Source organism: Achromobacter marplatensis, assembly GCF_002209535.1.
GTDB classification, from domain to species: Bacteria; Pseudomonadota; Gammaproteobacteria; order Burkholderiales; family Burkholderiaceae_B; genus Achromobacter; species Achromobacter marplatensis.
The window spans coordinates 105,897-118,255 of record NZ_NJIG01000017.1 but is presented as its reverse complement, the minus strand read 5'-3'; the positions used below and the strand labels follow the sequence as shown (position 1 = coordinate 118,255).

The 12,359-nt window shown below is 67.4% G+C and carries 14 protein-coding genes; 6 read left to right on the top strand and 8 right to left on the bottom strand.

Features of this window, described 5'->3' with window-relative positions:
* Positions 1-284: 284 nt before the first annotated feature.
* The 6 genes from CEY09_RS26565 to cynS all read left to right on the top strand — a co-directional run bounded on the left by CEY09_RS26565 (position 285) and on the right by cynS (position 5,625).
* A complete protein-coding gene (locus CEY09_RS26565) occupies positions 285-1,400 on the top strand; it encodes a sensor histidine kinase (RefSeq protein ID WP_088590904.1) in 1,116 nt (371 codons plus the stop codon).
* An 8-nt stretch (positions 1,401-1,408) separates the two neighbouring features.
* Entirely contained in the window at positions 1,409-2,047 is a 639-nt protein-coding gene (locus CEY09_RS26560) for a response regulator (RefSeq protein WP_088590903.1), read from the top strand.
* A 135-nt stretch (positions 2,048-2,182) separates the two neighbouring features.
* Positions 2,183-3,529, top strand: a complete 1,347-nt coding sequence (locus CEY09_RS26555) for a CmpA/NrtA family ABC transporter substrate-binding protein (RefSeq protein WP_088590902.1) — start codon at positions 2,183-2,185, stop codon at positions 3,527-3,529.
* A complete protein-coding gene (gene ntrB / locus CEY09_RS26550; RefSeq protein ID WP_088590901.1) occupies positions 3,529-4,371 on the top strand; it encodes a nitrate ABC transporter permease in 843 nt (280 codons plus the stop codon). Before CEY09_RS26555 ends, ntrB begins: the two co-directional genes overlap by 1 nt.
* Before the next feature lie 4 nt (positions 4,372-4,375).
* Positions 4,376-5,170: an ABC transporter ATP-binding protein gene (locus CEY09_RS26545; RefSeq protein ID WP_088590900.1), complete on the top strand. Its 795-nt coding sequence runs from the start codon at positions 4,376-4,378 to the stop codon at positions 5,168-5,170.
* An 11-nt stretch (positions 5,171-5,181) separates the two neighbouring features.
* Positions 5,182-5,625 carry a cyanase gene (gene cynS / locus CEY09_RS26540; protein ID WP_006222009.1) on the top strand — a complete coding sequence of 148 codons (444 nt, stop codon included), beginning with the start codon at positions 5,182-5,184 and terminating at the stop codon, positions 5,623-5,625.
* A 28-nt stretch (positions 5,626-5,653) separates the two neighbouring features.
* Here cynS and pdxK read toward each other — a convergent pair whose 3' ends face one another.
* The 8 genes from pdxK to CEY09_RS26500 form a co-directional block, all read right to left on the bottom strand.
* On the bottom strand, positions 5,654-6,517 hold the full coding sequence (gene pdxK, locus CEY09_RS26535; RefSeq protein ID WP_088590899.1) for a pyridoxine/pyridoxal/pyridoxamine kinase: 864 nt from the start codon (positions 6,515-6,517) through the stop codon (positions 5,654-5,656).
* Between the two features lie 77 nt (positions 6,518-6,594).
* A complete protein-coding gene (locus CEY09_RS26530; protein WP_088590898.1) occupies positions 6,595-7,104 on the bottom strand; it encodes an RES family NAD+ phosphorylase in 510 nt (169 codons plus the stop codon).
* Complete coding sequence (locus CEY09_RS26525) at positions 7,101-7,598, bottom strand: MbcA/ParS/Xre antitoxin family protein (protein ID WP_088590897.1); 498 nt, start codon at positions 7,596-7,598, stop codon at positions 7,101-7,103. Before CEY09_RS26525 ends, CEY09_RS26530 begins: the two co-directional genes overlap by 4 nt.
* The gene (locus CEY09_RS26520; protein WP_088590896.1) at positions 7,534-8,595 is read right to left on the bottom strand and encodes a peptidylprolyl isomerase; all 1,062 of its coding nucleotides are present in this window, start codon (positions 8,593-8,595) and stop codon (positions 7,534-7,536) included. Before CEY09_RS26520 ends, CEY09_RS26525 begins: the two co-directional genes overlap by 65 nt.
* 73 nt (positions 8,596-8,668) lie before the next feature.
* Positions 8,669-9,166, bottom strand: a complete 498-nt coding sequence (locus CEY09_RS26515) for a YbjN domain-containing protein (RefSeq protein ID WP_088590895.1) — start codon at positions 9,164-9,166, stop codon at positions 8,669-8,671.
* Positions 9,167-9,210: 44 nt separating this feature from the next.
* Positions 9,211-9,903, bottom strand: coding sequence for a DNA repair protein (locus tag CEY09_RS26510; RefSeq protein ID WP_234818412.1), 693 nt, complete (start codon positions 9,901-9,903; stop codon positions 9,211-9,213).
* An 11-nt stretch (positions 9,904-9,914) separates the two neighbouring features.
* A complete protein-coding gene (locus CEY09_RS26505) occupies positions 9,915-11,609 on the bottom strand; it encodes a putative porin (protein ID WP_006222016.1) in 1,695 nt (564 codons plus the stop codon).
* Between the two features lie 36 nt (positions 11,610-11,645).
* The gene (locus CEY09_RS26500) at positions 11,646-12,359 is read right to left on the bottom strand and encodes a TonB C-terminal domain-containing protein (protein WP_006222017.1); all 714 of its coding nucleotides are present in this window, start codon (positions 12,357-12,359) and stop codon (positions 11,646-11,648) included.

Genomic DNA, 12,359 nt, shown 5'->3' with positions numbered 1-12,359 from the left:
CCGGCTGATGGATGACGACGTCCCATACCCCAGCGCCCTCCCCACTGCAGAGGGCGCACCCTCACCATACAAGGATGACGACGGGGCAGTCCGGAGCGAAGGCTCCGGACCGCAATCGTTGACCCGCGCCCCCCAGGCCGCCGCCACCCCGGGCGCCAAAAGAACCAACACCCACAACCAGCAAACACACACCACGCAGCGAACGTAAGCGTAAACTCCCCCAAAAAAAGCACGCGAAAAAACTCGCAAGGGGCCGGGGCATCCCCCCGGAAAGACACACAGTCATGTTCGCCGACCTGAACCACCTTTCGCACCACGCCGCCTGGCGTCGGCAATTGGAACTGCTGCTGGAATCCGCCGGCGAAGGCATCTACGGCATCGACCTGCGCGGCCGCTGCATCTTCATCAACGGCCCCGGCGCCGCCATGCTCGGCTACACGCCCGATGAAGTCGTTGGCCGCAACATGCACTACCTGATCCATCACTCCCACGCCAACCGCGCCCTGATGCCCGTCCACGACTGCCGCATCTTCCGGGCGTTCCGCGAAGGCCGCGGCGAACGCGTCGATGACGAAGTGCTCTGGCGCCGCGACGGGTCCTGCTTCGACGCCCAATACGCCTCCTACCCCATCCTCAACGACCAGGAAGTCGTCGGCGCCGTCGTCACCTTCTCCGACATCACCGACCGCAAGCGCATCGAACGCGAACTGGAGCGCCGCGTCGGCGAACGCACCGCTGAACTCAGCGACGCCCACGACTCGCTACGCCGCCTGTCGTCACACCTGTCCAGCCTGCGCGAAGAAGAGCGCGCCCACATCGCCCGCAACATCCACGACGACCTGGGCGCGTCATTCACCGCCCTGCAGCTGGACCTGAACTGGCTGCGCCGCCAACTGGGCACCACGCCCGCGCTGCAGACCCACGTCGATCGCATGCTGGAAGTCACCCAGACCGCCATGGGCGCCACCCGCCGCATCCTCAGCGACCTGCGCCCCGTCGTCCTGGACCATCTGGGCCTGTGGGCCGCGCTGGAAACGCTGCTGCAGGATCTGCAGGCCCGCACGGGCCTGCAATGCCGCTACCTGTGCCCGCCCGACACCGAACGGCGGCGCCTGGACCGCAACGCCGAAATCGCCGTCTACCGCATCGTCCAGGAACTGCTGACCAACGTGCAGCGTCATGCCCGCGCCCGCAGCGTCAGCGTCAGCGCCGCCTGGAGCGAAGACGGCCTGCTGCTGACCGTGGAAGACGACGGCATCGGCATGCAGCTGCCCGAAACGCCCCGCACCTTCGGCATCCTCGGTATGCGTGAGCGCGCCCGCGGCATCGGCGGCGACCTCGCGCTGGACAGCGCGCCTGGCGCCGGCATGCGCGCCCGCCTGCGCCTCAACCCACCCTGACACGCAATATGGCCCTGAACCTGCTTATCGTCGATGACCACCTGATCATCCGCCGCGGGCTGGCGCGCATCCTGGAAGAGGATCCCCGCGTCGCCCTCGTGCACGAAGCCGCCGACGCGCCGTCCGCCTTGCGCGCCCTGCGCCAGGCCCGCTACGACGCCATGGTGCTGGACGTGGCGCTGGGTGAACGCGACGGCCTGGACGTGCTGAAGACCGTGCGCGCCGACTACCCTGCGCTGGGCGTCGTGATGCTGTCTGTCTACCCCGAAACGCAGTTCGCCGTGCGCGCGCTGCGTACCGGCGCCCACGCCTATCTGAACAAAGGCTGCGACCCCGACGAACTGCTGGCCGCCCTGGTCAACGCCGCCGCCGGCAAGATGTACGTCACCCCCGCCGTGGCCGAACTGCTGGCCCAGACCGTCCGCCAGGACAGCTCGCGCCTGCCGCACGAGCTGCTGTCCAACCGCGAATTCCAGGTATTGCAGCTGCTGGTGGCCGGCCGTTCGGTTTCGGCCATCGGCGAACAGCTGGCGCTGTCGGTCAACACCATTTCCACCTATCGCAGCCGCATCTTCGAAAAGATCGGCGTGCGCACGCTGGTGGAGCTGGTGGCCTACGCCAACACGCACCAGCTGGGTGCGCCGTAGCCGTCCGCGCACCAGCACGGCGCACGGCCCGCACCGCGTAGTAAAGGCACTACACGCATATCGTCGAACCCGGGATACCGGCCCTGCGCGGCCGGCCCCATGATGGCTCCAACCCAGTCTGGCCGGAGCCATCCCATGTCCCTATTCAGCAATCCGTTCGACGCCGACACCCGCCTTGCCTGCGGCTGCGGCCGCCACGCCTCGCAAGCCGAACATGACGCCGCCCGGCAATCCGCCACGGATACCGCCGTGGAACAGGCGGTGATGCGCGCCCTTTTCCCGCAAGATGCGCTGCGCCGCCGCTTCCTGCGCGCGGTGGGCAGCAGCACGGCAATGGCGGCCATCGCGTCGATCTTCCCGCTGGCTGCCGCACGTGAAGCCTTCGCGCAATCCGCCGGCCCCCTGGAAAAGCAGAAGCTGAAAGTCGGCTTCATCCCCATCACCTGCGCCACGCCCATCATCATGGCGCACCCCATGGGCTTCTATGCCAAGCAGGGCCTGGACGTTGAAGTGGTGAAGACGGCAGGCTGGGCGCTGATCCGCGACAAGGCCATGTCGGGCGAATACGACGCCGCGCACATGCTGTCGCCGATGCCGCTGGCGATCTCGATGGGCGTGGGCGCCAGCCGCGCCGTGCCGTGGACGATGCCTGCCGTCGAGAACATCAACGGCCAGGCCATCACCTTGTCGATGAAGCACAAGGACCGACGCGATCCGAAGGACTGGAAAGGCTTCAAGTTCGCCGTGCCGTTCGACTATTCCATGCACAACTACCTGTTGCGCTACTACCTGGCCGAACACGGACTGGACCCCGACACCGACGTGCAGATCCGTTCCGTGCCGCCGCCCGAAATGGTGGCCAACCTGCGCGCCGACAACATCGACGGATTCCTGGCGCCCGACCCCGTCAATCAGCGCGCGGTCTATGACGGCGTGGGCTTCATCCACACGCTGTCCAAGGCGATCTGGGACGGCCATCCCTGCTGCGCTTTCTCGGCCAGCAAGGAATTCGTGACGACGATGCCCAATACCTACCAGGCATTGCTGAAGGCCATCATCGAAGCCACCGCCTATGCCCGCAACCCGGCACACCGCAAGGAAATCGCCACCGCCATCGCGGCGCCCAACTACCTGAACCAACCGGTGACCGTGGTGGAGCAGGTGTTGACTGGCACTTACGCCGACGGGCTGGGCAAGGTGCTGACCGATCCCAACCGCATCGACTTCGATCCCATGCCCTGGCAGTCTTTCGCCGTGTGGATCCTGACGCAGATGAAGCGCTGGGGCCAGATCAAGGGCGACGTGGACTACCAGAAGGTGGCCAGCGAGGTCTTCCTGGCGACGGATGCCGTGCGCCTGATGCGCGAAGCCGGCCTGACCCCGCCCGCCGAAACGGCCAAGACCTTCAGCGTCATGGGCAAGCCCTTCGACCCCGCCCAACCCGAGGCCTATCTGGCCGGCTTCAAGATCCGGAGGACCTGATGCGGTCCGTGCAACACTGGCGGGCGACGTTCCTGTCCGTCGCCCTGTTCCTGGCTTTTCTGCTGCTGTGGCACGTTGCCACACGCACCAACACGGGGGGCGCGACGGTGGACCCGGCCTACGCCGCGCTGGTCGGCAATGCCGCGGCCAGCGGGTCGAAGACCCCCTTCCCCGGCCCCGCCGACGTCGGCGCGCAACTGTGGCAGCACCTGAAAGACCCGTTCTACGACCGCGGCCCCAACGACAAGGGCATCGGCGTGCAACTGGCCTATTCGGTGGCGCGCGTGTTGACGGGCTTTGGCCTGGCGGCGCTGGCCGCCATTCCTCTGGGATTCCTGATCGGCATGTCCAAGACCGTCTACCGCGCCTTCGACCCGTTCATCCAGGTGCTCAAGCCGATCTCGCCGCTGGCGTGGATGCCGCTGGCGCTCTACACCATCAAGGACGCCGACACGTCCGCCATCTTCGTCATCTTCATCTGCTCGTTGTGGCCCATGCTGGTGAACACCGCCTTCGGCGTGGGCGCCGTGCGGCAGGACTGGCTGAACGTGGCGCGCACGCTGGAGGTGTCGCGCCTGCGCACCGCCCTGCAGGTGATCCTGCCCGCGGCCGCGCCCACTATCATGACCGGCATGCGCATTTCGGTGGGCATCGCCTGGCTGGTCATCGTGGCCGCCGAAATGCTGATCGGCGGCACCGGCATCGGCTACTTCGTCTGGAACGAATGGAACAACCTCTCCATCGCGAACATCATCTGCGCCATCTTCTTCATCGGCCTGATCGGCATGCTGCTGGATACCCTGCTAGCGCGCGCCGCGCGGCTGGTCAGCTATCGGGAATGACGCCATGAGCCAAGCTTTCCTGCAAGTGCAAGGCCTGGGAAAACGCTACCCGGGACGCAACGGGCAGCCCCAGCCGCCCGTCTTCGAGAACATCGATTTCACGATCGAACAGGGCCAGTTCGTCTGCGTGATCGGCCATTCCGGCTGCGGCAAGACGACCATCCTGAATGTGCTGGCCGGCATCGACGACACCAACGAGGGCATCGTCATCATGGACGGCCGCCAGATCGCCGGACCGTCGCTGGAACGCGGCGTGGTGTTCCAGGCGCACGCGCTGCTGCCGTGGCTGACCGCGCTGCAAAACGTGGAATTCGGCGTGCGGTCGCGCTGGCCTGCCTACGACCGCGACCAGGTGCGCGAACACAGCCTGCGCTATCTGGACATGGTGGGCCTGACGCAAGCCGCCGGCAAGAAGCCCTGCGAACTGTCCGGCGGCATGAAGCAGCGCGTGGGCATTGCCCGCGCCTTTGCGATCCAGCCTAAGATGCTGCTGCTGGACGAGCCCTTCGGCGCGCTGGACGCGCTGACCCGCGGCACCATCCAGGACGAGCTGCGCGGCATTGTCCAGGAAACCCGCCAGACCGTATTCATGATCACGCACGACGTGGACGAAGCGATCCTGCTGTCGGACCGCATCCTGCTGATGAGCGCGGGCCCCTATGCCCGCATCGCCGAATCCGTCAGCGTGGATCTGCCGCGCGACCGGACCCGGGCCAGCCTGCACCACGAGCCCCGCTACTACGAAATCCGCAACCATCTCGTCGACTTCCTGGTCGACAAGGCATCCCACAAGGAGTGAATTCCATCATGATGTCCCGCGCTGAAGTCACCGAACTGATCGTCACCCGCAAGCTGGAAAAAAAGCTAACGTGGACCGCCATCGCCGAAGCCGTCGGCCAGAGCAAGGAATGGACCACGGCCGCGCTGCTGGGCCAGATGACGCTGACCGAGGAACAGGCCCTGGCCGCCGCGCGCGTGCTGGACCTGCCCGCCGACGCCGTCGTGCAGTTGCAAGTGGTGCCCTACAAGGGGTCCCTGCCGACGTCGGTGCCGACGGATCCGCTGATCTACCGCTTCTATGAACTGATCAGCGTCTACGGCACCACGTTCAAGGCGCTGATCAATGAAGAGTTCGGCGACGGCATCATGAGCGCCATCGACTTCAAGATGGACCTGTCGCGCGAGGCCGACCCCAAGGGCGACCGCGTGCAGATCGTGATGAGCGGCAAGTTCCTGCCGTACAAGACGTACTGATGGGAGAGGCCCCATCCGGGGCCTGGCCTTAGTCTTCCACCGCCAGCTCTTCCCAGGCCAGTTCGCGCGTGCGCTCCAGCGTTGCCGTCACCTGGGCGGCGGCCTCGCGCACCGCTTCGGGCAGGTCCTGCCCGGTCAGCAACCTGGCCGTCAGGCTGGCCATGAACACATCGCCCGTGCCATGCACGGACGGCGGGATGGCGATCTCGGGGTGGGTCACCACGCTGACCTTGTCCCGCGTCACCACCGCCAGCTGCAAGGTGCCGGAGGCGGCTGCCATCGGGGCAGCGCTGGTCACGACGATCCATTCAGGCCCTTGCGCGATCAATTCACGCGCCGCCTCCACCACGTCATCGATCGACGCCAGGGGGCGGCCCACCAGCAGTTCCAGTTCGAAGTGGTTCGGCGTCATGCCGTCGGCCAGCGGCACCAGCAAATCGCGGTATTGTGCGACCAGGCCGGCGTCCACATACAGGCCGTCGTTGCGGTCGCCCATCACGGGGTCGATATGCACGCGCAGATCCGGGCGCGCCGCGCGCACCGTCGGCAGCCAGCGCGCCAGCAAATCGGCTTGCCCCGGCTGGCCCAGATAGCCGCAGACGACGGCGCGCGCCACCTTGGTCACGCCGCGCTCGTCCAGCCCCTTCAACAGGCCTTCGAACCAATCCAGCGGCACCGCGCCCCCATGCAGCGTGGGGTAATGCGGCGTGTTGCTCAAGATGACGGTGGGCACCGCGATGGCCCGCAGGCCCGCGCGGCGGAAGATCGGCATGGCGGCGTTGTTGCCGACGTAGCCATAGACGACTTGGGACTGGATGGAAACGATGTCCACCTGCGTGGTGTAGGCGGGCAACGCTGCGCCCGGCGCGGGGGCAGCGGAGATTGCGGTCATACGGCGGGCTCCTGACGGGAACGGGTTGCCAGCCGGCGCAACGCCGGCTGTGCCTCATTCTAGGGCCATAACCGGCCCTAGTCCCGTCCGCCGTCCCGTCCGCCCTCTCGGCCCGCCGCCACCAGCCACCCCGCCCCGTCCAGCACCGCGTCCGCAATACCTGCCAGATGCGGCGCATAGGGATACGCCACCGAAGACACGATCTGGCATAGCGCCAGTTGCGGATGAGCGGCGTTCAACAGGTATTGGAAGCCGCCCGCCGGCGATGGCACCCGCAGCAGCAGGGTGTCGCCGCGCGCCAGCCAGGCATCGCCCACCGCCCGGGTACCGGGCAGGTCGGTCTCCCAGTGCAGGGGCGGGTCGGCATCGCTGACGGCATGGTCCGGCGCCATCACCTCCAACAGGAAATAGTGGCTGGGCAACGCCCGCGGATGCCCCACTTCCGACAAGGCCAGCCGCGCGAATACGGCCGCTGCCGGATTCGCGTCCAGCACCACCACCGGCGCGCCGGCGCCATGCCAGCGGCCCGCCGGCCGGGCCCGCGGCTGCAGGTCCTGGCTATTGCTCAAGCGCCACAGCGCAATCATGGGCCGTTTCCTTCATCGATGTTGACGAGCCATTGTTCGATCATCACGGCGTGCCGCCCATGCTGGCATAGCGACAAGGGCACCCGCCCAAGCAGGCGCCGCTTGGGGCTGCAAAGCCACTGGCGCGCCTGCTCCCGGCCGCCAAACACCAGTTCGGCCAGCCAGGTCACCCGCAACGCCCGGTACAGCACCCGCAAGTCCGACAAGTCCAGCCCCAATTCGCGTGACACGTCGCGAGCGCGCACCGGTGCCTGTTCGGGCACCAGCGGAAACCAGCGCCCCAAATCGTCGGGATAGGTCTGCCGCAGCGCCTGCAGCAATGCGCCGGCGCACTGCAGGCTGGCGGGCGGCTGGGCGTCGCCCAGCGCCAGCTTCAGCCGGGCATCCAGCCGCCGGCCGATGGCCGGCGCAAACTGCGGCGCCGTCGCGTCATGGGGCGCGGGCGACGGCCGGGTTGGCCGCCGGGGCGGCCGCGGTTTGTTCAAACGCGGCATTGAGGGCCGCGCCATCGATGCTGACGGTACCGGCATTCAACAAGCCCTCCAGATAGGCCCGCGCGGCCAGTTCCTGACGTTGGGAGCGCAGCGCGGCGCGCAGTTCTTCTTTCACCTGATCGAACGGCGTGACGCTGGCCGGCCGCAAAGCGGACAGCTTCAGGATGTGAAACCCTGCCGCCGACTGCACCGGCGCCGACACCTCGCCCTCTTTCATCTGCTCGATCACCGGTCGCATCTCGGGCATCAACTGCGCCAACGGCACGAAACCGATGTCGCCGCCCTGTGCGCGCGACGTGTCATCGCGCGAGTAGTTCTGCGCCAGCGCCGCGAAATCGGCCTTGGGCGCCTGGGCCCGCTTGACGAGGTCCTGCGCCTGCTTGCGTGCCGCAGTGACCGCGTCGGCATCGCCCAGCGCGGCGGGCAGGAAGATCTGGCTGACCCGGTATTGAGCCGGCACCGCCAACTGCGGCTTGGCCCGCTCATACGCGGCTTGCAGATCGGCCTGGGCCGGATAGTCGTCCGGCGCCCGGCTGACCGATTCCAGATAGCTTTGCAGCACGATCCTTTCTTGCGCCGCCTGGAACGCGCGCTTGAGCTCCGGCTTGTCCTGCCAACCTTGCGCACGCGCCTGCTCGACCAACGCCTTTTCGGCCAGGCGGGCGCGCAGCCATTGGTCCAGGCCCGTCCGGTTTTCCTTCAACTGCTCGCGCGCCTGCGGCGGCATCGCCTGCAATTGGCGCAGCAGTTCGTCGCGATCAACCTGGACCGCGCCCAGCGTGGCGATCGCGGGTGGCCGGCTGGCGGGCGCGGCGACAGGCGCGCTGGCCGAGGCCGCTGCGGACGGGGTGGCGGACGCCACCGCCTTGGGCGGCGCGGCCTCGCTGCTTTGGGCGTCTTTGCCGCGCATCAGCGCGATGGCGCCGGCCAGCACGGCAATGAACAGCACCGCGGCAGTCAGGCGCAGCCGGTTGGAAGCGCTCAGGGACTTGGTCATGATGGAAACCTCTGTATGGCATCAGCGCGCCGCCGGACGCGCATACATCCGGCGGCGCGCTGCGGGGGGCGCGTTACGCGGCGACCGTCGTTTCGGCCGTCTCGGCCTCGGCGTCCTGCGGCGCTTCGGCGGGGGCGTCAGCAACATCCTGGGCCGACGCATTGGCACGCAGGAACAGCAGGAATTCCTGCAGCAGGCGATCCCACAGTTCGGTAGTGGCGCGCAGATAGTTCTCCGACACGCCGCCGGCCACGATCACGTCCAGCTCCAGCACCAGGAACACGCCCTGCACCGACAGGCGGGCGAAGCGCTTTTCCACGTTCCAGCGGTCGGCCAAGCCGGCCGGCAGCTCGCCTTGCACGCGCAGCGCGCAGCTCAGCGTGTAGTCCAGATAATGGTCTTCCTGCTGGGCAGGATTGCCCAGGCGGGCGGCAAAGCCCACGCCTTGGCTGGCGCTCAGCAACTGGACCATGCCATTCTGTTCGGACAGGGTCACGCGGTAGCCCAGGGATTGCAGCAGCGCCTGCAGGCGTGCGGCGTTCACGTCGAGAATCAGGCTGGTTTCGGTCATTTCGGTATTTCCTGGATAAAGAAAAATGGCAATCGGGGGACAGACTACGGGTTGGACGTTGCAGCAGCTTGACTCCGCGGCACCTGCGCGTCGTACAGCTTGTCGCCATACGCCTGCGCCTGCTCTTCGAACTTGACGCGCGCCTTGCCCGCGAAAGGTTGCTTGAGCGCCAGGATGTCACCGGTGCTGATGCGTTCATAGGCGGTGAGGATTTCCTTGCCCGCCTCGTACATGTCGCGGTTCTTGGCCACGCAAACCTTGACCTCTTCGTCGCGCTGCGCCAGGTTGCGGGCCAGCGTCTGGCGTTCCGCTTCCTTGGCGCGCGTCAGCGTCAAGAGCTCGTCGTACGCGCCCTTGAACTTGCCCAACTGCGCATGGCTGGCCGCGATTTGCGCCTGGGCGCTTTCCATCACTGCGCCCTGCTGCTCGGCCAGCTTCTCGGCCTGCCCGCGGCTCTTGGCCAGTTGCCCGCGCAGCGACTCCAGTTCCTTTTGCGCGGCGTCGCGCTGCGCTTCGGCCGCGGCTTTCGCCGCATTGACCTGCGCCTGCTCGCTTTGCAATTGCTGCAGCTGCTGCGTGGTGCTGCGCAACTGGGCGCGCAGGCGCTCTTCCATGCTTTCGGCCTGCGCGCCGCCGGCCAGGCTCAGCCCGGCCGCGCACAGGGCCACGGCGGCGGCGAACCGCCGGCCGCGACCCGCCGCGGGCGAATGGCGGGTTTCATCCCATACGATGTGCATGTCCATGGCCTTTAGAACCTGGCGTTGATTTCGAACTGCATCGTGTCGATGGCCAAGGGCGCGCCGTAGATCTCCTTGGTGCTCATCCAGCGGAAGACGCCGTAGACGTTCTTCTCGAAGGCGTAGCCCGCGCCGATGTAGTAGCCGCGCGCATTCGTGCCGCCCTGGTGGAACGACGAATCGTTGAACGCGTCGGGCAGCGCATCCGGCTGGATGTATTTGTAGCCAACGAAGGCCAGCCAATCGCCCTTTTCCTTCAGGTCATACGACCGGCCCAGCGTGGCTTGCAGCATCCAGGCGTTGGGGCCGCTTTCGATGTCGCCGTTCTCGCCGAAGTTGTTGACGATGTAGCCCTGCGAGCGGCTGGCCATCTTGCTCTTGCTGTAAGCCAGGTTGCGGATGTAGTTGCCGTTCAAGCGCAAGCCCAGGCCGTCGAACACGCGCGTGTCCCAACGCAGATTCAGGTCCAGCAAGTCGAACTTGGACGCCAGGCCCACGTACTGCGGCTGCGGCGTGTCGGCCGGGTTGAGCGGATTGGGCGCGATGTTGCGCAGCAGGAAGAGCGTATTGCCCTTCTGCATGAACGCCGGGCGCGACCAGTCGGTGTCGCAGTTCTCATCGCCCGCCCAAGGCGAGCAGGAGCTGGAGCGCTTGCCCGCGATGTTGTCGAAGTGGTAGTAGGCCAGCGCGCCGCGCAGGCTGTTCTGGTTGTTGATCTTCCAGTCGGCGCCGACCTGCGCGCCCAGCAGCCATTTGTTCTCGGTGCTGCCCTCGCTCAGCGACGACGAGTTCCAGCCGTTGTTCGCGTATTCGGTGGCGAACGCGCCCAGCGTGCCGAACAAGGTCACGTCGCGGCCTTCCAGGGGGTGCTTGAAGATGGCGGCGACCCCGTCGAAGTTCAGATCGTTCGAGAACAGCGTGTCGGTCGATTCGAAGGGGTTGGCGATGCGCCCGCCCGTGACGGTAGCCCACTTGGCGGGGCGGTACGTCAGGTAGGCCTGGTCCAGCCAGATGTCCTTCTTGCCCATGCCGCCGCCCAAGGTCTGGGAGGTGGACACCGGGCTGTCGTCGCTGCCCGTGGCCAGCCGGATGCCGGCCGTCCATGCTTCCGAGAGTTCGGCGCGCACGCCCAGGCGCGCACGGATGCGCAGTTGGTTGCGGCGGTCTTCGCGCGTATTCAGCATCGGCGGGTACCCGCCGTTGGTGTTGGGGTTGACGTCGTACGGGCCCTTGGCGTTGAGCTTGGCGAAATCGGTGATTTCGTTGCTGTTGCCGCCGTTGTAGAAGCGCGACTCATCGCGCACGCGCACGTCGCCTTCCACCGTGATGCGCGACACCCAGTCGGGGAAGGTATTGGGCTGCGCCCAGTTCTCTTCCTTGGCCTGCACCATGACTTCGGCCTTGACCTCGTCGCGGATCTGGTCCCGCACGGTCTGCGGGATGTAGGGCACGCGCACGTCGCCGGCTTGGGCCACGGCCGCGCCGCGGTCGGGGGTGGCCTGGCGCGCGGTCTTGGCTTCGGCTTCGGCCTGCGCAACCAGCGCGTCGGCCTGTTCGGGCTTGAGCACGCCTTGCTGCACCAGCAGGCGGATCAAGTTGATGGTGGCGTTCTCGGACGGCGCGGGGGCGCTATGGGCCGGCAGCGCGGCGGCACTCGCCGCGGCCAGCGCCAGCGATGCCGCCAGCCGATTCAGTTCGAACTTCATTCTGTAGTCACTCCGGGATCAGGTCTGTTCGGGATTTCAAGACGGCCGGCGGCCGGTCAGCGACGCGCGGATGGGCATGTTGGCCGAGGCCGGCGGGCGCTCGTCCAGGCCCGGCACGGCACGCAAGGCGGCGACCACGCGCGCGTCGACGTCGGCGTCGCCGCTGCCGCGGGTCAGTTCCACCCGGGTGATCTGGCCCGATGCCGTGAGCCAGATGTTGGCTTGCAGGCGGAAGGTCAGATTGCGGGTGCGCTCGTCTTCACGCAGGATCTTCTGCAGCGCGTAGGCGAGGTACTGGCTATAAGTGGCGTTGCCAGCGCGGCCACCGCCGCCGCCCGCCATGCCCTTGCCCTGCCCCGCGCCGATGTTGAACGCGTCGCTGCCAGCCTGCGCATCGCCGTCGATCTGCATCGGGTTGGCCAGGTCGTCGGCCGGGCGCGGCGGCGCTTCGTCCTGCGGCTTGGGCGGTTCGGGGGTGGGCTGCGGCTCGGGTTCGGGCGTGGCCACGGGTTCTTCCTTGGGCTGCTCGGGCTCCGGCGGCTTCTCGGGTTCGGGCGGCGGCGGCGGGGGCGGCGGCAACGGGATGATGGCCGTGACCTTGGGCGCATCGCGCCGGACGCCGGACATGTCGTTGGCCCAGCGCCATAGCGCGTAGGCCGCCACCGCCGCGGCCACCGCCACGGCCGCCAGCTTCAGCCAGCGGCGCGCCGGATGCGGGACGCGCGAGGAATCGGATGCGTGTTGCGGCAT